The 21,159-nt window shown below is 39.5% G+C and carries 19 protein-coding genes and 1 pseudogene; 13 read left to right on the plus strand and 7 right to left on the minus strand.

Annotated features, from left to right (window positions below; all coding sequences use genetic code 11):
• Positions 1-125: 125 nt before the first annotated feature.
• The gene (fabD, locus tag CZ367_RS04385) at positions 126-1,013 is read right to left on the minus strand and encodes an ACP S-malonyltransferase (protein ID WP_077195791.1); all 888 of its coding nucleotides are present in this window, start codon (positions 1,011-1,013) and stop codon (positions 126-128) included.
• Between the two features lie 789 nt (positions 1,014-1,802).
• On the opposite strand from fabD, the gene CZ367_RS04395 reads away from it, so the two are divergent.
• The 3 genes from CZ367_RS04395 to CZ367_RS04405 all read left to right on the plus strand — a co-directional run bounded on the left by CZ367_RS04395 (position 1,803) and on the right by CZ367_RS04405 (position 5,486).
• Entirely contained in the window at positions 1,803-3,029 is a 1,227-nt protein-coding gene (locus tag CZ367_RS04395; RefSeq protein WP_077195746.1) for a transposase, read from the plus strand.
• 103 nt (positions 3,030-3,132) lie between these two features.
• Positions 3,133-5,250: an ATPase gene (locus CZ367_RS04400; RefSeq protein WP_077195793.1), complete on the plus strand. Its 2,118-nt coding sequence runs from the start codon at positions 3,133-3,135 to the stop codon at positions 5,248-5,250.
• A 5-nt stretch (positions 5,251-5,255) separates the two neighbouring features.
• Positions 5,256-5,486 carry a hypothetical protein gene (locus CZ367_RS04405; RefSeq protein WP_036894817.1) on the plus strand — a complete coding sequence of 77 codons (231 nt, stop codon included), beginning with the start codon at positions 5,256-5,258 and terminating at the stop codon, positions 5,484-5,486.
• Between the two features lie 33 nt (positions 5,487-5,519).
• Here the strand turns inward: CZ367_RS04405 and CZ367_RS04410 are convergent, their stop codons facing one another.
• The 5 genes from CZ367_RS04410 to CZ367_RS04435 form a co-directional block, all read right to left on the minus strand.
• The gene (locus CZ367_RS04410) at positions 5,520-6,581 is read right to left on the minus strand and encodes a relaxase/mobilization nuclease domain-containing protein (protein ID WP_077195794.1); all 1,062 of its coding nucleotides are present in this window, start codon (positions 6,579-6,581) and stop codon (positions 5,520-5,522) included.
• Positions 6,565-6,996 carry a plasmid mobilization protein gene (locus CZ367_RS04415; protein ID WP_077195795.1) on the minus strand — a complete coding sequence of 144 codons (432 nt, stop codon included), beginning with the start codon at positions 6,994-6,996 and terminating at the stop codon, positions 6,565-6,567. Before CZ367_RS04415 ends, CZ367_RS04410 begins: the two co-directional genes overlap by 17 nt.
• A 362-nt stretch (positions 6,997-7,358) precedes the next feature.
• On the minus strand, positions 7,359-7,910 hold the full coding sequence (locus CZ367_RS04425) for a DUF3408 domain-containing protein (RefSeq protein ID WP_077195797.1): 552 nt from the start codon (positions 7,908-7,910) through the stop codon (positions 7,359-7,361).
• Positions 7,911-7,914: 4 nt separating this feature from the next.
• The gene (locus tag CZ367_RS04430; RefSeq protein ID WP_077195798.1) at positions 7,915-8,925 is read right to left on the minus strand and encodes a toprim domain-containing protein; all 1,011 of its coding nucleotides are present in this window, start codon (positions 8,923-8,925) and stop codon (positions 7,915-7,917) included.
• 219 nt (positions 8,926-9,144) lie between these two features.
• Positions 9,145-10,419: a virulence-associated E family protein gene (locus CZ367_RS04435; RefSeq protein WP_394334137.1), complete on the minus strand. Its 1,275-nt coding sequence runs from the start codon at positions 10,417-10,419 to the stop codon at positions 9,145-9,147.
• Positions 10,420-11,063: 644 nt separating this feature from the next.
• Here CZ367_RS04435 and CZ367_RS04440 point away from each other — a divergent pair.
• From CZ367_RS04440 to CZ367_RS04470, 6 genes and pseudogenes are all read left to right on the plus strand, one after another.
• Entirely contained in the window at positions 11,064-11,345 is a 282-nt protein-coding gene (locus CZ367_RS04440) for a helix-turn-helix domain-containing protein (RefSeq protein ID WP_077197360.1), read from the plus strand.
• A 7-nt stretch (positions 11,346-11,352) separates the two neighbouring features.
• Positions 11,353-11,649, plus strand: a complete 297-nt coding sequence (locus CZ367_RS04445; protein ID WP_077195799.1) for a helix-turn-helix domain-containing protein — start codon at positions 11,353-11,355, stop codon at positions 11,647-11,649.
• A 229-nt stretch (positions 11,650-11,878) separates the two neighbouring features.
• Positions 11,879-12,295: a helix-turn-helix domain-containing protein gene (locus tag CZ367_RS04450; RefSeq protein ID WP_202613108.1), complete on the plus strand. Its 417-nt coding sequence runs from the start codon at positions 11,879-11,881 to the stop codon at positions 12,293-12,295.
• Positions 12,211-12,894, plus strand: a complete 684-nt coding sequence (locus CZ367_RS04455) for an IS630 family transposase (RefSeq protein ID WP_144005935.1) — start codon at positions 12,211-12,213, stop codon at positions 12,892-12,894. Before CZ367_RS04450 ends, CZ367_RS04455 begins: the two co-directional genes overlap by 85 nt.
• A 298-nt stretch (positions 12,895-13,192) precedes the next feature.
• On the plus strand, positions 13,193-13,636 hold the full coding sequence (locus CZ367_RS04465) for a 4Fe-4S cluster-binding domain-containing protein (RefSeq protein ID WP_077195801.1): 444 nt from the start codon (positions 13,193-13,195) through the stop codon (positions 13,634-13,636).
• Positions 13,637-13,746: 110 nt separating this feature from the next.
• Positions 13,747-14,337 (plus strand): annotated as a pseudogene (locus tag CZ367_RS04470) (IS1380 family transposase); the annotation flags it as partial.
• Here the strand turns inward: CZ367_RS04470 and CZ367_RS04475 are convergent.
• Complete coding sequence (locus CZ367_RS04475; RefSeq protein ID WP_237581539.1) at positions 14,261-14,725, minus strand: IS110 family transposase; 465 nt, start codon at positions 14,723-14,725, stop codon at positions 14,261-14,263. The pseudogene CZ367_RS04470 and the gene CZ367_RS04475 sit on opposite strands and share 77 nt — an antisense overlap.
• Before the next feature lie 344 nt (positions 14,726-15,069).
• On the opposite strand from CZ367_RS04475, the gene CZ367_RS04480 reads away from it, so the two are divergent.
• The 4 genes from CZ367_RS04480 to CZ367_RS04495 are packed head-to-tail and all read left to right on the plus strand — an operon-like array spanning position 15,070 to position 21,009.
• On the plus strand, positions 15,070-15,981 hold the full coding sequence (locus CZ367_RS04480) for a radical SAM/SPASM domain-containing protein (protein ID WP_077195802.1): 912 nt from the start codon (positions 15,070-15,072) through the stop codon (positions 15,979-15,981).
• The gene (locus tag CZ367_RS04485) at positions 15,974-18,304 is read left to right on the plus strand and encodes an outer membrane beta-barrel family protein (RefSeq protein ID WP_077195803.1); all 2,331 of its coding nucleotides are present in this window, start codon (positions 15,974-15,976) and stop codon (positions 18,302-18,304) included. Before CZ367_RS04480 ends, CZ367_RS04485 begins: the two co-directional genes overlap by 8 nt.
• A gap of 43 nt (positions 18,305-18,347) precedes the next feature.
• Positions 18,348-20,507: a peptidase domain-containing ABC transporter gene (locus CZ367_RS04490; protein ID WP_394334138.1), complete on the plus strand. Its 2,160-nt coding sequence runs from the start codon at positions 18,348-18,350 to the stop codon at positions 20,505-20,507.
• Between the two features lie 22 nt (positions 20,508-20,529).
• Positions 20,530-21,009 (plus strand): HlyD family secretion protein, encoded by a 480-nt coding sequence (locus tag CZ367_RS04495; protein WP_077195805.1) that lies wholly within the window; start codon positions 20,530-20,532, stop codon positions 21,007-21,009.
• The last annotated feature ends 150 nt before the right edge of the window (positions 21,010-21,159 follow it).

Below are 21,159 nucleotides of genomic sequence, written 5' to 3' on the forward strand. Positions count from 1 at the left end.
GCAAGATATGAATTAAAATAAAAGAGACAATTCTCACATAGATGTGTTCTATATGAGAAAGTGTCTCTCATTACGAATTAAAAGTTGAGTTCCACCTACTTGTAATAGGTCAACTTCACTTCTTTTTAGTTTATGCCGTGTGCATTGACACCCTTATCTATGCGTCCAATCATTCCTTGAAGTGCTGCACCAGGACCACATTCTATAAATTCTGTTGCACCATCGGCAATCATATTCTGCACGCTCTCTGTCCAACGAACACTTGAAGTGAGCTGTGCAATAAGGTTAGCCTTGATTTCAGCAGCATCAGTATGAGCCTTAGCATCAACGTTCTGATATACAGCACACTTAGGTGCGCTAACTGTTGTTGCCTCGATAGCAGCTTGTAGTTTCTCCTTAGCAGGTTGCATCAATGGTGAGTGGAAAGCTCCACCAACTTTCAAAGGCAATGCACGCTTTGCACCGGCAGCCTTGATAAGTTCGCAAGCTGTCTCAATACCTTCCTTAGAACCAGAAATAACCAACTGACCAGGGCAATTGAAGTTGGCAGCTACCACTACCTTGCCTTCGTTAGAAACTTGTTCGCAGATTTCAACAACCTTTTCATCAGCCAAACCAATGATAGCAGCCATTGTACCAGGAGCTAACTCGCACGCTTCTTGCATAGCATTGGCACGAGCAGCAACGAGACGTAAACCATCTTCAAAAGTCAATGCACCAGCAGCAACCAAGGCAGAAAATTCACCAAGAGAGTGACCAGCAGTCATTTCAGGCTTAAACTCATCGCCCATACAGAGTGCAGAAATTACACTATGAAGGAAAACAGCAGGCTGTGTAACCTTCGTTTCTTTCAACTGTTCATCAGTACCTGCAAACATAATTTCTGTTATCTTGAAACCGAGAATTTCATCAGCTTTGTCAAAAAGTTCCTTTGCCAATGAATTATTTTCGTAGAGGTCTTTGCCCATACCTACGAACTGTGAACCCTGTCCGGGGAAAACAAATGCTTTCATTCTTTTTTATTTTATCTTTAATAAATTACTTCTTATAGGCGTACAAAAGTACAATAAATAAGTGGAATGTGCAAATTTAAGAAACCTATGTTGCCGTTTATCTTTACCAAAGCTATTGTTCTATTTTTCCACATCTCATCATTACAACGTAAACCATATACCTTTGACCTTCCCAAACATATATGTATGGCATTGTAAGATAATATCTAAAATACAACTTATTGAAAATAAACAAGTTACCTTGTTAATATAACTGAATAGGTAACGATTTGGAAACGAGCGAGCTACTTGGCTTTGCTGTTTTCTGCCTAACAAAGAACGCTTGTTATTCTGTTTGCAAAGATAATACTTTATTGAGAATAGAGCAATTCTTTTAAGTGAAAAATATACTTTCTGTCAGAAAAACAAGGATTTTCACCATAAAAATACTACCTTTGTAATATATTTCTTTAAGTATTTTTACACTATAACCAATTAAAGATTTGGATGTCTTAGTTAGTATTCATAGAATAATATTTTGACATATGGAACCTGTATACATTGATATTCATATTCATACATCATCTAACCCTGATAGTCTTAATGTAAATTATGACTTTGAGACTCTTTTTACTAAGGTGAGAGACAAAGCCCAAGCACAAAATATTTTGCTTTCTTTTACTGACAATACTTCGTTAATTCTAATGTAATCGTTTGAAAATGAGAGAGTTAATTAACTTAATATAACTAATAAAATTTGGCCAAGTGGCTGATTATCAGTAACTTTATAGTAGCAAAAACATAAAGCAAATGACATCAGAACCACTCGACCAATATACAGAAATCTGCAGAGATGCCATCAAAAGCTCATCTGCAAAATTAGGCAAAACTTTTGAGAATCTACTCTTGGAAATACTCTTATTGTACATGGCGATACAAAGAAAGATAAATTTCACTCAAATGGAGCGTTACGGCACCCATTGCGAGCAGACCTACAGAACGAATTTCAACCGCAGCCGGGCTAAGTGCATCAACTGGGTTAAGTTCAACCTCTACCTTTCCCAGCGTTATCTGAACATGGACGGACTGCTGGCTATAGCCATAGATCCGAGCTACATCAGTAAGTCAGGCAAGAAGACTCCGCATGTTGGTACTTTCTGGTCCGGCTGTGCAGGTTCCATGAAACACGGACTTGAAATCATGGGACTTGCCCTTGTCGATGTCTACGCCAACAACTGTATGATGCTTCGTGCCCATCAAACCCCTTCTACAAGAGAGTTGAAACTGCGTAGCATGACTCTTGTGCAGCATTACATTGCCGTCATCAAACGCTACAGGAAAGAATTGTTGAAGGTCACCGATATTGTTGTCGCTGATGCTTTCTTCTCTATCCGTCCGTTTGTGGAGGGAATCAAGGAGCAAGGCTTTCATCTTGTCAGCCGTTTCAGGGATACGGCGAGCCTATACTATGTGTACACGGGACCTCGTTCCAATAAGCCCGGGCGTCCCAAAACACTTGACGGGAAAATCAATTACAAGAAACTCGACCTCACGCGTATGGCGAAGATGCATATCGAAGGACTTGAAGGCACAGCTTACACACTCATCGCCTATTCAAAGGCACTGAAGCAGAAAGTGCGTCTTGTCATTTGGGTGATGCCGAACGGCAAGCACAAACTTTTCTTCTCTACAAAGACAGCCATATCAGGTGAGGAAGTGTTGCGCACATACCGCTCAAGATTCCAAATCGAGTTTTGCTTCCGCGATGCCAAGCAGTATACCGGACTCGCGCATTGCCAGGCAAGGCACAAGAATCAGTTGGACTTCTCCTACAACGCATCATTTGCATCACAGAATGTGGCAAAGGTGATGATGAAGGAAAACGGGCTACCGTATTCCATGGCTTCTTTCAAGGAGCTCATAGCGAGCACATACATTGCAAAATTAATTTTCGACAGGTGTCGGAGCATACCGAACCGAAAGTTAATTAGTCATACTATCAAAGAACTCTTTGGCTGGCAGAGGAAAGCTGCGTAGCAATTATCTCAAATTTTAACGAACTATTGTTACTGATCATAATGTAATAAATAAGAGAGTATATCTTACTGCACTTGACGCATGTAGTCCAGATATACATTTAATGCTTGGCGTAGAATTACATATCCATTATGTTTTAGAAACAGAAGCATATCACTGCCATATGTTTTTCAAAAATGAGATAACGGAACAGTCTATAGACGATATAAATGATATATTGGATAGACTATATCCTCGAAAAACAGTTGATAAGAAAGATACTTCTATTCCAACTCTTGATAAGGTTATCAATGAGTTCGACAACTATGATTTTGTTCTACTTCCTCATGGGGGGCAATCTCATGCTACTTTTAATAAGGCTATACCATCAACAAAGAAGTTTGATACTATGATGGAGCGCAGTGTTTATTACAATCAGTTCGATGGCTTTACAGCAAGAAGCGAATCTAAACGAGAAGAGACAGATAAGTACTTTCAAAGACTTGGTATTAGTGATTTTGTAAACCTTGTAACTTGCTCAGACAACTATGATCCTGCCAGATATCCTAATGCCAAAGCCAAAGATGCAGAACCTTTCGTTCCAACTTGGATGTTTTCTCAACCCACTTTTGAAGGATTTAGATTATCTTTGTCTGAGAAATCTCGTTTAATATATAGCCTGTCTAAACCAGAATCATGGTCAGAAAAGATTGAAAGTGTTAAATATAAAAATGAACATCTTGATATAGATGTACAATTTAGTTCAGGTCTCAATGTTATTATAGGAGGATCCTCAAGTGGCAAAACACTGTTGGTAGATTCTATATGGAGGAAGCTATCCAAGAAATCTTTTGAAGATTCTAATTATAAAGATTTTGATGTTGAAAATATCAATGTAGTTAATCCTTCGGAGATGACTCCTCACTATTTAGGGCAGAATTATATTATGAAAGTTATAGGAAATGATTCTGAGCAAGGTATTGAAGAAATCGAAATCATTAAAAGCCTGTTTCCTGACAATAGAGAAATTTCAGAACAAGTGGGAAGCAGCCTCGCTACATTAAAAAAAGATTTAACAGAATTAATCCGCACTGTAGAAGAGATTGAGTCTATAGAGCATAAGATGAGAGTGACTCCACAAATAGGTAGATTACTTGTTTTAAATCCCATTAGACAAAACATCATTTCCACCCTGCTACCCAAATCAAATGAACGTAATTCTATTTCCTATGAGAATCTTAAGAAAACAAATCATATAGCTGCATTATTAGAGATAAAAACGCTTTTACGGAACAATCCTTTTGTGTCTGATTACAATACAACTATAGATGAGTTAATCAAAGTATTACAGATCGTGTACAAATATAGTGAAGTTGAAAATAATGTTTTTACAACTATAAACAACGCTAATAACACATATGCGAGTATTCTTCTAACAGAAAGTCAAGAAGATCAAACTAAAACACAGCAATTCGATAAATTGATAAAGCAAATAAGTGATTATGTTTATTTAAATAGGAAATTTAAAAAATACTTACATGCGATAGCTTCTTATCAAGTTGAGTTTGAAACAAAAGAAATAAAATCCTCTGGACATTCTCTATTTATAAAGAATCAATATAAAATTAACAAAAATATTGTTCTTGATGTCTTTAATAGTAAGTTAAAAACAACTTGTAAGATTGATGCTTTTAATAATATCTCACCAAAAAAATTATTTCAAAAGAATTTTAGTGGGCAAAAACCTAAAGTGATAGACTATCAAGACTTCATAAATAGGGTTTATAAAGATTTTGAAAATATGAACAAGACTATCTATAGTATTACAACTGAAGAGGGAAAGGATTTCAGTCGCCTCAGTGCAGGATGGAAAACTTCTGTACTATTAGATCTTATTCTTGGATATGATAAAGATATAGCCCCAATTATTATTGATCAGCCAGAAGATAATCTTGCAACTAAATATATTAATGATGGTTTAGTGAGTGCGATTAAGAAAGTAAAAAACACGAAACAGATAATTCTTGTCTCTCATAATGCAACAATTCCAATGATGGGAGATGCTCAACAAATTATTTATTGTGAAAATAAAAATGGTGTAATAGTAATACGTTCATCACCGCTCGAAGGAAAAATTGGAGAAAAATCAATTCTTGATTTAATAGCATCAATAACGGATGGTGGCAAACCTTCAATAAAGAAACGAGTAAAAAAATATAACTTAAAGAAATTCACAACTTAGAACATATGAAATTATTTTTTAAAAAGGACGAAATGGGAAATATAACAGTCCAAATACAGAAAGGTACTACTGCCATAGATTATGACTATGTTGAAATGTTAAAGCAACTTATAGAAGAGAATAAAATAGAATGCGACTGGGAAAATATAGAGGAACTCGAGCAACAAAAGTTTACAGAATTACTTGATAAAATCAAAGATGCTGTTGCTGAAGGGATGAGCAAACCTTTAGAATAGCTCTGTACGATTTAGCGATGCGGGAGGTAGCCATCATATATTTCTTCCTCGCTTCTTCTTTCTATTGGCTTGGGTCCTTAGTTTGCGCTGCCATGCAGCTTCGGCATGATCATTGCCCTGTGCGGTTGGCGTAATCATCTCGCCCAAGCCTTCCATTACTTCATCGACTACGCTAATGGCAGTATCTGCTATTGTACCAATAGTATTAAGTGGTTGTAGGGTATTTCCATCTCGTGAGATATTGGAACGGCTTGGAGGAACAAGTTGATAAGCTGTACCAAAATTTTCTTTTTCCTTTGGCGGATTATACTCGTGTTGTTGCAATGTCTTTGACTCTGCCTTATTGCGAAGGTCAAAGTTTTTCTGCAAGGAACGATAGCCAAATTCCCTGCCGACCTCCGAAGCCTTGAACGTATGTTCTCCGTATGAGAACTTTAAGCCATAAACCTTGCCCTGCTTGTTCTTCATACGCTCTATGGTAATACCGTTCTTGTTCAGTTCGTAGAGGAACATGGAATGTCCCGTGATACCTGTACCTTTGTATTTATCAAGCAAGGTATAGCATATCCTTTGCAGTTCTTTCTTTGCTTCCTCCCTTGTGGGATTAGCTTTTGCCTTTTGGTGTTTCCTCTCCGCCTTGACCTCCTTTGCGATGGTCAAGCCTTTCTCCCTGCTGATGTCCTCCGCCACCCTCGCTGCCCTGTTGCTCACAAAAGTGGTGTCATATACCTCTCCACACAGACTGATGCGGTTGGCGATGATATGAATATGCCTGTTATCGGTGTCCTTGTGGGTTACGGCTACCCATTGGTGATTGTCAAGCCCCATTCGCTTGGCAAACAGATGAGATATCCTCATCAATTCAGAAACAGGCAGTTTCTTCTCGTCCTGCGGAGCGATACCTATTTCGATACGGAGGAACTTGTTCCTGCATCGGCTGTTGTAGTCGCTGACCACCTTCATTTCCTCATGGATAGCCTTCGGCTCCCTGCTGCAAAGATTGTGGAAGGCAAGCCGACAACCGATCTTGCCCTCCCTGAAAATATAGTCCAATGCCGTGCTTCCGTGCGCTATCGCCTTACACTTTCCTACCATTTCTCGTCAATTTTAAGACCTTATAAATATCGTCATCAATCCGAAAGTGAGGGTCGTAAAAACGCTTAAATGCTTCCTTGGCACATATGGAAAGGTTCTTCGTTATCGGCACCCATGCCTTATCCTTGACCTTGATAAGGTTGGAAATCTGCCCGTAGAACATTCCTGTCCGCTGGAGTATGGCAATGGCTTCCCTCTCATTGTCCGTCATTGGAGGAACTGCTATCACTTCACCTCTGATTAACATCTCACGGCAGTAGTCGGAGAATTTACGCCCTGTGCTTTCCGCCCTTGACTTGATGCGCTGCTTCTCCTCCAAGCTGCACCTAACCTTGATGAACTCCGTCTTGTTCATACTCTGTTCTTCCTTGTCCTGTTGCTGCCATCGGGCAGTTTTTCCCTTGTATCTTTTCATATAAGTTTCTTTGAAAGTTTATCATTGTAGATGGTTTGTTATTTCTTAATTCCTAAAAGTTTATCGATGAGAACGAAGTGATTACGGTCTTATCTCCCCGATTGTCTGACGAGGGGAGCAAGAGCAGTTTGTGGGTACAAACTGACGTCTTGCAATATCAGCTGAGATACCGATAACGCCTTGGGGGGTTTCCCCTGCCGAAAGTGAATGCACGGCATTCCGTGTCTAACTGCGTTCGTGGCATTCCCTCCTTTCTTTCTTTTAGACAATAACATAGTCTTCGCTTCTTTTGGAAAAGGGTCGAGGGGTTTAGAGAAAAGGGACGACCTTTCCAAGAAAAGCCCTCGCTCCTTTTTTCGTGCTTATAGCTTTCTCCACTTCTCTATATCCTCGTGGTATTCCTCCAAATGACTGCGCACGAGGTTCTCCACGAAACTTGAAAGGTTGCTGCCCCTGTCGCCCAATCTTCGCACGATGAGGTCTGCACGTTCCTGTGTTTCCTTGCTCAGATAGACAGCCTTCCTATTACTGAGTTTGGCAGGTAAAAGATAGGCTTGCTTGTAGGCTTCAAGCGTTTCCTTTCTCATTTTGGCACTGATGCGTTTCTGAACAGGAACGCTCTCGGAGTGCTGCGGACGCTCGTCATTTTGCGGTCGCTTGGCATTCTGCGATTGCCCGATATGCCGTGCCATCCTGAATTGCTCTGATTGCTCCGTGGAACACTCCGATTGGATTTTTGCCGTACGTTTTTCCTGCTGCCGTGCATCCTCTATCGGCTCTTCCATGGGAGCGGTACTCCCCTTTAATGCGACTTCATTTTGCGTTGTCGGCACACTGCCGTCTTCGTCATCTCCTCCGTTCAGATACCATTCGAGGCTCTTGTCCGCTTCTGTAGTGTTCATATTCTTTTCCATTTTTCTATCTCATTTTATGTTTAACTTGTTTTACCTTTATGGGATTGGTTTGTGTTTGTGACATCGTCAATGATAGGCTTTTCTGCTGTTCACGCACCCTGTGGATGTGATATTCGTTGAGGTCTTTGAAGTTTCCGTAATGCACTGACATATCCTCGACCTTGAAACCAGCCCTGATGAAATCATTGGTTGCCCTCTTTCCTGCATCATCATTGTCAAGGAAGGCACGGATATTGGTTAGGTGTCGGTCGTTCAGATAGCGGATAGCCCTTGCAACATTGCTTACGGAGTTCATCACGAGGCAGACACTCGTTACTTCTTCTTTCATTGAAAGGAGAGAAAGGAAATCCATAAATCCCTCGAACACGCATACAGGCTGTATCTTATCAGTGTCCTTATCTCTCAACTTGTCTATGAATATCGGAGTAATGTCCTTCGGGGCAATCGTTCCCTTGAAGGAACCATTGTCCCGAAGCTCATAGCCACCCGACTGATTGGCAAAGCCGATGGCTTGGTAATGATGGTCTCTTACCTCATAGCTGATACAACGTAGAAAGGGTGTAGCCTTTTCTATGTTGATGCAGCGTTCTTCTGTGAGGTATTTCTGCAAATGGAGTGGCAAGGTGTCTGATATACCTGTCAGTCTCCTTGCTCCACCATTTGTAGAGGCTGCTTGTCTGATGCTTTCCTGCATGAAAGTGTCTTGTACACTTTCTTTATAAGGACTGTGCACTGTATCATCGAGAGTGTTCCGCCCTAAGTGTCGGATGGTTTCTGACAGTGTGCAGCCTTCCAATCGCATACAAAGGTCGATAATACTTCCACCTTTGCCTTCGCCATAGTCTATCCAAAGGTTCTTCTCTGTGTCCACCTTGAAACTTGGATGTGCGTCTTCACGAAACGGTGAGCGGTAGAGGGCATAGGCTGGTGTGCTGCGCACTGGTTTGATACCTTTCCTCTCAAGATACTCCACAATGGGGTATCGTTTGATGCGTGATAATTCTTCTTCTTTCATTGTCGTATTGTTTTATTGGTTGAACATTTTTCCATTCTGATTTTTATATCGGATTATATTTTGATTATGCTGATAGGGCAAACTTCATTTATTCTTTTTCGTTTCCTAAAGTTTTTCCCCTAAAAACTTTTTTCACTTTCTTCTTACTACATATATTTTGATTGTAAGTGATTGACATTCAGATATGAGTTGTAGTAAACAACTATACTACATACGCTACTACATCAAACTACTACAGCTATTTACCAGTGGGCAGGGGTGGATTTTCCTAATCTTATACACATAGACAGGACTACAACCCTCACGCCTCTTGCTTACCTTTTCAAAGCCAGCTCTTTTGAGTGCTTCGCCCATACGTTTGAGTGTCAAAGGTTGATGCGTATAAACACCTAAATAAGCGAGTATTTCGGTAGTGGTCATGTAAGCACAATGAGGATTGTCCTCTGTTGGCTTTTCAAAACAGCGTAATAGTAGTTCCATTTCTGCGGTCTGTACTTGGAAGTCCTCACTCTCTTTATAGAGTTCCGTGATTTCTTCATCGTTAAACCAATATCGAAAGCCTGCGTTTAGCAAGGCTTTCGCTTCGTTATAGACGGCATCCATAGAAATTTCCTTTGCTCGTTCAATGTCGATGGCAAGTACCTCAAAGGGCAGGAAGCGTCTGCTTCCTGTCGGGTCGGTCAAAAAGTCATTGCCGTTTACCGATGCTACAAAACTCGCCAAGTGTGGGTGTTCCTCCACATACTTGTCGTAAGGCATACGGTATTTAACCATCGGACAGGTGATGAGGTTCTTCAGTTCGTTCTCGTCACGCTTATTGAGGGCTTTGAGCTGGTCGTCAATGTTTACGATAAGGTTCTGACCGATATAAGTAAGTGTGTCCTTCTCCTGCGGATATATTTTTCCTGTGTAGCTGTAACCATGCAGGGCTGGAGGGCATAGCAAATCAAGAAAGGTTGTCTTGAACTTTCCCTGTTCACCCGTCAGCACGAGGCAGGTATGGTTGCGGCATTCACGGTCGTCCATAGCGTTGGCAACCACTGCAATAAGCCATTTGGTAAGGTACGGCAGCCACTTCTCGGAGGTACGGACGGTAACGCACGATGCAAGGTTGGCTATTGTGCTTTGGTTTACCTCTATCTTGTGCAGCACTTCTGAAGCATCAACCTCTGGCAAAGCCTTGAAATACTCCTGTATGGGATTGATGCGTGGCGAAAAACTGCTTTCGATGATGGAATAAAGATTATCAGCGGAAGTGATGATACCTTCCTCGCTATCAAGTTCCCTGCGGAAGGTATTGATGTCATAACGGCTGACCTTGCTAAACACATTGGCACACTTGGGAGAAAACTCTGTTCTGCCAAGTACAGTGTTGAACCTGAAGTCATAATGGGTGGAGAGGTAGCTTTCTATCTCCTTGTTTTTGGAAGTTTGCCTACTATGCTTCGGCTTGTCTTCTGCGTGTATATTGCTATTGTCTGCGCATTTCTTCATAATCGTCCTAAAATGATTTCTGAAAGTGAAGTTAAGGAGGATAATTCTGATAGCCAAGCATTCAGAGCGTGCTGGCATGATTTTACATCGTATTGCAATATATTTCACCGAAGAAAATCGGTCGGAACAAGCCTTTTTGGTGGGTTGGACGTGATTTGTATGGGTTAAGTGACGGTTGTTCGATAACAAAGCCACGGCTTCGGTTGTTGCAAAACACATTCAGATGCAGTGTTCTGCACTGTTGATGACGAACCACGGGAAAAGCAATGATCAATGGCTCTGAAAGAGGAGTGTAAGGATAACAAATAGAGCAGTAAGACGAAAGAGGAATAATGCGGATAATCGGGAAAAGAGATTAAGGGCTTATCTCATAATGCTCGGAAATCACGGAATACTATCAAAGTCGTATGCCCAATTATCAGCTATACTTTTTATGTGTATGAACGAAGAAAGAAGAAATGTGAGGTGTTTTTGCGTAGATAAGGACTGAAAACAAGCAGGCTTACTTCATCTAATTTCACTTGTCTTCCCTGCTGTTCTCCGATGCTTTGAGCGTAGGAAAACTATCCCTACTTTTGCATCGTGTCGTAGCGCAGAACACTGCAACACAGGATATAAGTAACAACAAACAAAACAATAGAAGTATGGGGTATTTAATAATTACAGACCAGAACTGGCAGAAACTAAGGGACGAGATATTAGGTCTTGCCGACTGCTGCCACAAGGCATTTGGAGAGAAGTGTAAGCACACAGATTGGCTGCACAATGGTGATGTGTGCAGGTTGCTTAACATCAGCAAGCGCACATTGCAGCATTATCGTGATACAGGCGTGCTGCCATTCGCACAAATCGGACACAAGTGTTATTATAAACGTGAGGATGTGGAAAGGCTGCTCCTTACAAAAACTGACAAACCTAAAAAATAAACAAGTTATGGAAACGGCAAAAGATTTGAATTTCGGCTCGGACGAGATGCAGGTAGTGCTTACCGCACTGCACGATGTAGGCAAGAGAATAAAGGAAGTGGCAGAAACGCATAAACCACTGTTTGGTGGTGAGCATTTCCTCACGGGTAAAGAAGTGTGTGAGCGGCTGTACATCAGCCCTCGAACCTTGCAGGATTATAGGGACAGGAAGATTATTCCCTATACGCAGTTCGCGGGGAAGATACTCTACAAGGCTTCAAGTTTGGAGAGAATATTGGAAAAGAATTATTTCAAAGGATACTGATTAACAGAGAATTCGTATTGAATACAGAAAATTTTAAACCATTTTTTAATAAATGTTTGGTAAATTAAAAAAAAATGATTATTAGCTTGGAAGATATTGCAAATTTCTATATATTTGCAAATGTAGTCTATGACTACCTTTCATGAAAGTCATGAATGTTTATGTTTTAAGTAAGTGAGCAAAATTAGTTTACATAAAATATTTATTGTATTTTTCCGTTTTATATGCAATGGGAAAGCCAAAAGTATTGGAGTTGACGGAGGCAGAACGCCTCGCACTCGAAAAAGGATTTCGCTTAGGCGAAAAGCACTGCTTCCGCATGCGTTGTCGTGCTGTGTTACTGAAAGCAGACGGACTGTCTTCTGCAGCAGCGGGCGTGCAAACGGAAATGAGCCACGTGAGCGTAAACGCTTGGGTAAAACGTTTCAAGTCCGAAGGAATAGACGGATTGAATACCCGTTCTGGCAGAGGTCGAAAACCTATTATGGACTGTTCGGACGAGGAAGCTGTGCGTCGTGCAATAGAGCAAGACAGACAGAGCGTGAGCAAGGCAAGAGCGGCATGGGAGCAAGCCTCGGGCAAAGAGGCAAGCGACTCAACATTCAAACGTTTTTTATCAGCATTGGCGCAAGATATAAGCGAATAAGAAAACGCCCAAGGGGAGAACCCTCGCCGCAACTCTATGAATACAAAGTCGAGAAGTTGCAAAAACTTGAAAATCAAGCGTCTGAAGGACGCATTAGGCTCTATTATGCTGATGAGAGCCACACTTGTACTGAAGGATATGTCCCTTACGGTTGGCAACTGCAAGGGGAGGATGTTTATGTCCCCTCCCAAAGGGTGGCACGACTCAATATCTTTGGAATGATAGACCGTGATAACCGTTACAATGGATTCACCACATTCGAAAAGATGACGGCAGATAAAGTCCTCAGTTTCCTTGATGATTTTTCGTTCAACTTGGAGATGGACACTTTTGTTGTCCTTGACAATGCTTCCGTACATAGAAACAAGAAGATCAAAGAACTTCGCCCAATATGGGAGCAAAGAGGACTTTTCCTCTTTTTCTTGCCTCCATATTCGCCACAATTGAATATTGCGGAAACACTTTGGCGTATTCTTAAAGGCAAGTGGATAAGACCACAAGATTATATAACTACTGACATACTTTTCTATACCACCAACAGAGCTTTGGCAGATATCGGAAAGGGGTTGCGTATAAACTTCTCTAAACATGTCGCTTAATTTTGATTAGTTACTTACAAAATTATTTAATGTTATGGCAAATTTCGATTTTTTAGAAGGAGCAATCCTTACAGATGAGGAAATGGTAGTTGTACATGGTGGCATTTCTGTTGCAATGACTGGTGGAAGTCATTGTGATTCAGGTTGTGATGGTGGAGGTGGAAGCCATTGTGGAAAGGACTGTCGTCCTGCACATCTAGAAAGTTCTAGTACAATGGAACCATAAGTAACATTCTAGCATGGTGCATTATTGGGATAAAACTGATAATGCACCATTTTACCTAAAATCCTATTAGTTATGAAAAGAAGTCGTTATAACATAATCATACGAAGCGAAAAAGCCTCGTTGATATTCAATTCATTTACAAACTCATACATAGCTTTATCCAATAATGTTTGTAGTGATTTTGAGTCTTTACAAATTAATGAATTCAAAAATAAATATAAAACTTCATATCAAAATTTATGTGAACTTGGAGTAATCATTCCTGACAATAGAGATGAATTGGCAATTATCAGATATAAAAACAAGTTAGCAACCTTCGGTTCACGTGAATTAAGAATAGTTGTCTATCCAACTCAAGATTGTAATCTAAAATGTTGGTATTGCTATGAAAATCATATTCCGAATACCCACATGAACAAAGAAACTGCATCTAAAATCATAAATTATATAAATAAAGAAATTGAGAAAAATTCCTTTGATAGTTTCTTTATCCTTAATTCCGCAACACTATTATAACTTAAACTTTTTAAGTACCTGAGCAACAAAAAGTTGCCCAGGATTTTGCCATGTCAAAGAATTCACTTATCTTAGTGTTGCAAAACAAGCAAGCAAAACTCTGATATGGCATGGCAAAAATACATATTAAATCCGAGAAACTCACTCCTTTTGGAGGAATATTTTCAATCATGGAGCAATTTGACTCCACATTGTCATCTGTAATCGACTCGACCCTCGGTCTAAGGTGTAGATCATTCGGTTATCAGTACAGCGAAATCATCCGTTCACTCATGAGTATCTACTTCTGTGGTGGCTCATGTGTTGAGGATATCACTACTCATTTGATGAGCCATCTCTCGCTTCATCCGACACTTCGAACTTGTAGCTCTGATACTATCCTCAGAGCGATAAAGGAGCTGACGCAAGAAAACATCTCATACACGTCAGATACGGGTAAGAACTACGATTTCAACACGGCTGACACTCTCAATACTTTACTGCTCAATTGTATGTTTGCATCTGGCCAACTGAAAGAGGACGAGATGTATGATGTTGATTTCGACCATCAGTTCATAGAGACAGAGAAGTATGATGCAAAGCCTACATACAAGAAGTTCCCTGGTTATCGCCCTGGCGTGGCGGTTATTGGCGACTTAATCGTTGGCATTGAGAATAGCGATGGCAACACAAATGTTCGTTTTCATCAGAAGGACACGCTGAANTGTACATAACGGCTTTGTCGTGATTTCTCATAGCGTATTCTGCAATCATCGAGGCGTCGGCGCGGTCAGACTTCAATCGTCTGAGACCTGATGCGTCCTTGATGCTCTTGGCGTTCTCAAGCCACATGTCGTAGCCTTTGCCGTAGAGGAAGTTGCATAGTCCTTTGCTGTAGTCGCCAGTATTTTCACCGCAGAAGAGCCACAGGGAGGGGTCGATGCCGTAGGAATTCTTCTCCACCCACTTGACCAGTTGCTTGTAGCCAGACACTGTTGTCTTGAACTCGTTGAACACTCTTGGGGCCGTTTCTGTCAGACCATCTGCAAAAATGATAGCCACATCAACTTTTTCTTTCGAAAAATCAACTCCGATAAATAAATTCTTCATATATTTGTACAATTTTATTAAGTAGAATTGGTCGATAGTTGTATGGACTAACACTCTAACAAGGCTCAGAGCCGATAACTTTCTATCTGGTCTTTGCAACTATGTCGATGAGGTCCGAAACAGATCTTAGTCTTCAGACTAGCAAATTCATTGGTTTACCTCTTCGACAGACCGATTCTACCTTTTTACAACAAAGGTACGAAACTGTCTTTAGCAATCATAGTTTTACCTTGATTATTTAATGTTTATGCGACTGCGTCGCATTCTTCTGCAAACTTAGAGCAAATTCAGTAATGAGAGGATGTGTACACGCAAGAAGGACGTTGAAAAGTTAAGTTGCGGATTTGAGGTTTATTACATTGTTTGGCGGTGAACCTTTTACAGACTTCAATTCAATAACCTATCCACTTCTGTCAAAAATAAAAACACTAATAGAGAAGGCGGGGAAATATTTTTCTTGTTTTTTTGTAACTAACGCATCGCTTATAGATGAGGAAATTATTAATAAACTAAAGTATTTAAATCCACATTTACAGATAACTCTTGATGGCGATAAAGAACATCATGATAAAGTAAGAATTTGGAAGCAAGGGAATAAACCGACCTACGATCATATTCTTTGGGTAATACACAAATTAGCAGAAGAAATACAAGGAGAAAAATTTTTTATTACATTAAGGATAAACTATGATAATACAACATTACCCGGTATTTCGGAAATTTTAGACAGAATAAAGGATATAGATAGGAAAAAGATTTTCGTGCATTTTGAAAGAGTTTGGCAAACGGAAAAAGATTCAACAGAAGAATATAAAAAACTTTTGAGAAAGATTCTCAAGAATTTCATAGGAGAGGGATTCTGTGTGAATCAGGGCACTTTCAGAGGCTTTCCTTATTCTTGTCCATCAGATACAAAAAACTCTATTGTTATAAACTACGATGGGACAATTCATAAATGTAATGGACGCACACTCTCTAGTGAAACCCAATACGGAGTATTAAAGGCAGATGGAACTATAGAAATAGATGAGGATTTAATAGCTCAAAGGTTAGCTGTAGCTACGTTTGAAAATAAAGAATGCCTTAATTGTAAAATGCTACCCGTATGTATGGGACCATGTAGTCAGAAGTTATTGGAACATAATGGAAATTGGTCAAAAGACATTTGTTCCTTAAAAAGCATAGATACGTCTTTAAGCGATTATCTAATAACAGATTTTTGGGTTAAATCAATGATAGAAAAATACAATGGGTAAATGGATACTTTTTTTCATAGTTTTTATAAACGCACAGGTTATTTGTGCTCAGAACATTAATTTGTCAGGTAAAATTACAGATGCACAAGGGAAAGCCATAAGTAAGGCTACTCTTGTGGTTAAAGACAGTTTGGATACTACTATTACGAGTGCATATAGTGACTCTACTGGTAATTTTTCAATTGAAGGTGTGCCCTATAAGTTATTTACACTTAGTGCTTCATGCCTTGGTTATGCTGAATATAGCCATAGATTTGAAAGTGTCAATAATGATATTTTTATTAATATTATATTAGATTCTGCTATCACTGAATTATCAGAAGTTGTGGTTACATCTAAAAAACATCTTGTCCATCGGAGCATAGACCGCATAGTATTCAATGCAGAGAGGCTTAATGCAGTAGCATCGAATTTTATGGATGTATTAAAACATACTCCAGGAATAATTGTCCAAGATGATGCTGTCAACATGATCAGTAAGGGAAAAGTGATATTTCTTATGAACGGGCGTGAACTAAAAATGGATATGAAAGAGTTGGTTTCTTTTTTGAGTTCACTGCCTTCTGATAATCTGAAACAAATCGAAGTAATGACCACCCCACCTGCAAAATACTCTGCAGAAGGCAATGCAGGGATAATCAATTTTATAACAAAAAAAATGCAGAACAATTATTTTGGAGGTTATATAACAAATCGATTATCTATCAAAGAGCGATTGTATAATGGAGTTAACTATAGTATGCAATATAAAAAGAATCGAGTAGAAGCATATATAAATATTGGGAAAGGTTTCGGCACAATGCAAACCGATAGAAAGACGCAGATATATTATCCTTTAGAAACATGGTACACTACCAATCATAAATTAAAGTCCAACAATTACATGCTTATCACTGCTGGGGTTGACTATGGATTGACTAATAACTCTGTGTTAGGAGCAATTATTACCTACTCTAATATGCACCCAAATGCTGAAACAAAGACAGCCACATCAATTTCAGACGAAAGAAGCCTTTCTAAATATTTTGAAACGTTCACTGATTTTAATAGCAAATATCACCGTGCTAATGCAAATTTACATTATACTGCTAATAATCTTATAAACAAAAAGGGAACTATAAATGTAAATTTAGATTATTTAAACTACCGTATAAAGGATCGCATTAATCTTCAAACCACACATGATGAAAGTTTAAATTACACGAATAATCCTAATACAGCAATAAATATCTATCAAGGTAAAATCGATATAGAACAACCTATAGGAGAAACAACTTTTTCATATGGTGCCCTCTATTCACTATCTAAGACAGATAATGAAACTAATTATGATTATATCAGTAATGGGCATGATTTAAATGACCATTTCGTATATCGCGAACAGATATTTGCTGCTTATGCCGATATAAGATATAAGTTTTCAGAAAAATTAGAAATGAAGTTGGGTTTACGTGGGGAATATGGAATACTGGATGGGAATTCTATAAAACTAAATAGTCGCACTCGGAATAATCAATTTGATTTATTCCCAACTGCTTTTTTGAATTATAGTTGGAATGGTAACAATTCGCTTTCTATGAGTATTTCTAGTAGAATTAATCGCCCCAGTTATGTAGATATAAATCCGTTTACAACATATATAGACTCGCATACTATTCAGTCGGGCAACTCACAACTTTTACCAGAAAAGTCATACGCTATTGAATTAGGTTATACTTTAGGGAATTTCTCTTTATCAACCAGTGCTGTATGGAAAAATCGTGTAATTGCTTCTTACACACAAACCGATAAATCTACAAAAATTACAACTATAACGATAAATAATATTATGAAGAAGCAATTATATAGTATAGATGCTTCTTATTATTTTGATAAAGTTAAATGGTTTGATAGTTCTATAGAAGGTAGTATTTATATGATTAACTCTAATCCAATGAGTGGATACAATTTAGAAAATATAAAACAGACATCTGCGTTTTTTTATATAAATAATAATATCTATTTCAACTCCACAAAAACTTTGGTCGCAAATTTATGGGGGCAATTTCAGACAAAAGAAAAAGATGTAGTAGGAGAAAGCCCATCAAGATATAGAATTGATTTTGGATTAAAATATTTACTTTGCAATAAGAAGTTGTCAATAGGAATAGAATATCAAAATATGTTGGCATCACATGAAAAGTCCATTATTAAATCTAATGGCATAACTTATATATATGACTATAAACCATATAGGGTGTTAAATATATCAATATCTTATCAGTTTGGAAAAAAACTCAATGTGCATCCTAAAAAAATCGGAATAAATACAAATCGCTTATAACATTCGTATGAGTTGCTTTAGGGTATATAGACAAAAGGATTCTATGTTATGTGGTATTGCTTGTATTCAGATGGTATGCTGCTATTTTGGAAAAAGATACTCTACAGAATTTATTTCCCAATACTGTTATTCTACGACAGAAGGAGTTTCTTTATTGAGCATTTCTGAAACAGCAAAACAAATTGGGATAAAAACGGTTAGTGGGAGAGTAGGAACAAATCAATTAGTAAACGCAGAATTACCCTCTATCCTCCATTGGAATCAGAATCATTTTGTGGTGTTGTATAAAGTAAAAAAAGGGAAGACTTTCTACATTGCCGACCCAGGGAAAGGATTTGTGAAATACAACCTTGAGGAGTTTAAAAAGCATTGGATTAGTACACAATCGGACGGTGAGGAAAAGGGAATTGCGATGTTCTTAGAGCCTACGCCTGCTTTTTATGAACGCAAAGCAGACGAACAAATCAAAGAGGAACGCTCGTTCAAGTTCCTCTTTGGCTATATTAAGAAATACCGCAAGTATTTCGGGCAGATTGTCTTGGGCTTGCTGGTGGGAAGCCTGCTGCAACTCATCCTGCCCTTCCTCACGCAAGCCATTGTAGACGTAGGTATCAAGAATCAAAACATTGGCTTCATTTGGTTAATACTCTTGGGGCAACTTGTCCTTACCGTGAGCCGTACAGCCATTGATTTTATCCGTCGTTGGCTCTTGCTGCATATCTCTCTGCGCATCAACATCTCTTTGGTGAGCGACTTCTTCATTAAACTCTTAAAGCTCCCCATGTCGTTCTTCGATACAAAACTAATGGGCGATCTTATGCAGCGAATGGGTGACCACAGCCGTGTGAATACGTTTCTAACACAGCAAACGCTCAGCATCGTCTTCTCGCTCTTCACCTTCGTGGTGTTCAGTATAGTACTGTTATCCTATAACTGGCTTGTCTTTGCTATTTTTATGCTCGGCAGTCTGCTTTATGGCGGTTGGCTTGCACTCTTCCTCAGGCGTAGAAAGGTACTCGACTATGAACTCTTCGAGCAACAAGCCATCAACAACAACAAGACCTACGAGTTTATCACTTCTATGCAGGAGATAAAGCTCCAAGACTGCGAACAACGCCGCTGTTGGGAGTGGGAAGACGTGCAAGCAGACCTCTTTGGAGTGCAGATGAAATCGCTGAAACTCCAGCAGACACAGGAGGCAGGCAGCATCTTCATCAATGAACTGAAAAACATCGTCATCACGGTGGTGGCAGCCACAGCCGTTATTCACGGACAACTCACCTTGGGTATGATGCTTGCCGTGCAGTACATCATCGGGCAGCTTAATTCTCCTGTTGAGCAGTTGATGAGTTTCTTCTATTCTGTTCAAGATGTAAAGATTAGTCTTGAACGTATCAACGAAATCCATCGAATGGATGATGAGAACGGGAAGCAAGGATTGGAAACAGCTGTGAAAGAAGAAAATAAGGGAATAGAACTTGACACAGTAAACTTCAAGTATGATCCCCACGCCTTAAAAACCATCATAAATGATGTAAGTCTTTCCATTCCCAAAGGCAAGGTAACAGCCATAGTTGGTGCATCGGGAAGTGGAAAGACAACACTTATTAAATTGATGTTGGGTTATTATCCCGTATTGGGCGGACAAATCAATATCGGTGGAACAGATGTAAATACGCTAAATAAGAAATGGTGGCGCAGACAGTGTGGTGTGGTAATGCAAGACGGTGTAATATTCTCCGAGAGCATTGCAAGGAATATTGCCGTAGATGATGGTGAGATTGACAAGGAGCGATTGCAAAGGGCAGCGGAAATAGCTTGTATTCATGACTATGTAATGGGACTTCCCTTAAAATACAACACCAAGATAGGGCGCGATGGCGTCGGCTTAAGTCAGGGACAAAAACAGCGCATCTTGATAGCGAGAGCCGTATACAAGAACCCTAATTATATTTTCCTTGATGAAGCTACCAACTCGCTCGATGCCAACAACGAACGTATGATTGTGGAACATCTGGACGAGTTCTACAAAGGCAAGACAGTAGTTATCGTGGCACACCGACTAAGTACGGTGAAGAATGCCGACCAGATAGTGGTATTGTATAAAGGCAAAGTGGTAGAAATTGGCAACCACGAAGCACTCACGGCAAAGCGGGGTGCATACTATAACCTCGTGAAGAATCAATTGGAATTGGGCAACTGACATTAAAAAAGGCAAAACAACTATGGCAGACGACAAGATAGAACTCCGCAGCGAGAAAGTAAGGCATATCATTGGCGAGATACCGTCAAGGATTGTCCGTTATGGTATCACAATCATCACCATTGTGATTTTAGGACTGCTGGTAGGTGGGTATTTTATACCTTATCCCGAAACCATCAGTGCAAAGATGCAGATGACAAATGCCCATCAAGGCACACTAATCATTCCTTACAGGTATGTCAATACGATAGAAAACGGAATGACAACTAACATTGAGTTTGATGGTTATGATGCAGAAACCTACGGAGTAGCTGGTGGCACAATAGTAGCCACATCACATACTCCCCACCATTTGGCAGAAGACAGTGTGTTCACGGCGCAAGTAAAGATAACGGATTGCAAGTATCAACTCATAGGCGGAATGACAGGTACAGCAACCATACTTGTCAGCAATGAAAGCGTACTACAAATGATTATCAGGCGAATAACAAACATAATATAGTTCTCTCTTAAATCACGTAAGTAGGATAAGGCGATGAAAGAAAAAGGTAAAACGTAGTTACGAAGTAGTATAAGCCAATTATATACACTACTACAAGCTAATCCTTTTTCTTTCATCGCTTTACTCCTTTTGTAGTTATGTAGTAGGATA

This window comes from Prevotella ihumii (assembly GCF_900155655.1).
GTDB lineage: Bacteria > Bacteroidota > Bacteroidia > Bacteroidales > Bacteroidaceae > Prevotella > Prevotella ihumii.

Bases quoted from the DNA above. Each gene is read 5' to 3' on its own strand.
- CZ367_RS04415 (WP_077195795.1), bottom strand. From the start codon at position 6,996: ATGAAAAGATACAAGGGAAAAACTGCCCGATGGCAGCAACAGGACAAG.
- CZ367_RS04495 (WP_077195805.1), top strand. From the start codon at position 20,530: ATGGCAGACGACAAGATAGAACTCCGCAGCGAGAAAGTAAGGCATATC.
- CZ367_RS04395 (WP_077195746.1), top strand. From the start codon at position 1,803: ATGACATCAGAACCACTCGACCAATATACAGAAATCTGCAGAGATGCC.
- CZ367_RS04440 (WP_077197360.1), top strand. From the start codon at position 11,064: ATGGGGTATTTAATAATTACAGACCAGAACTGGCAGAAACTAAGGGAC.
- CZ367_RS04435 (WP_394334137.1), bottom strand. From the start codon at position 10,419: ATGAAGAAATGCGCAGACAATAGCAATATACACGCAGAAGACAAGCCG.
- CZ367_RS04400 (WP_077195793.1), top strand. From the start codon at position 3,133: ATGCTTGGCGTAGAATTACATATCCATTATGTTTTAGAAACAGAAGCA.
- CZ367_RS04405 (WP_036894817.1), top strand. From the start codon at position 5,256: ATGAAATTATTTTTTAAAAAGGACGAAATGGGAAATATAACAGTCCAA.
- CZ367_RS04485 (WP_077195803.1), top strand. From the start codon at position 15,974: ATGGGTAAATGGATACTTTTTTTCATAGTTTTTATAAACGCACAGGTT.
- CZ367_RS04465 (WP_077195801.1), top strand. From the start codon at position 13,193: ATGAAAAGAAGTCGTTATAACATAATCATACGAAGCGAAAAAGCCTCG.
- CZ367_RS04425 (WP_077195797.1), bottom strand. From the start codon at position 7,910: ATGGAAAAGAATATGAACACTACAGAAGCGGACAAGAGCCTCGAATGG.
- CZ367_RS04490 (WP_394334138.1), top strand. From the start codon at position 18,348: ATGTTATGTGGTATTGCTTGTATTCAGATGGTATGCTGCTATTTTGGA.
- CZ367_RS04455 (WP_144005935.1), top strand. From the start codon at position 12,211: ATGGGAGCAAGCCTCGGGCAAAGAGGCAAGCGACTCAACATTCAAACG.
- fabD (WP_077195791.1), bottom strand. From the start codon at position 1,013: ATGAAAGCATTTGTTTTCCCCGGACAGGGTTCACAGTTCGTAGGTATG.
- CZ367_RS04430 (WP_077195798.1), bottom strand. From the start codon at position 8,925: ATGAAAGAAGAAGAATTATCACGCATCAAACGATACCCCATTGTGGAG.
- CZ367_RS04450 (WP_202613108.1), top strand. From the start codon at position 11,879: ATGGGAAAGCCAAAAGTATTGGAGTTGACGGAGGCAGAACGCCTCGCA.
- CZ367_RS04410 (WP_077195794.1), bottom strand. From the start codon at position 6,581: ATGGTAGGAAAGTGTAAGGCGATAGCGCACGGAAGCACGGCATTGGAC.
- CZ367_RS04445 (WP_077195799.1), top strand. From the start codon at position 11,353: ATGGAAACGGCAAAAGATTTGAATTTCGGCTCGGACGAGATGCAGGTA.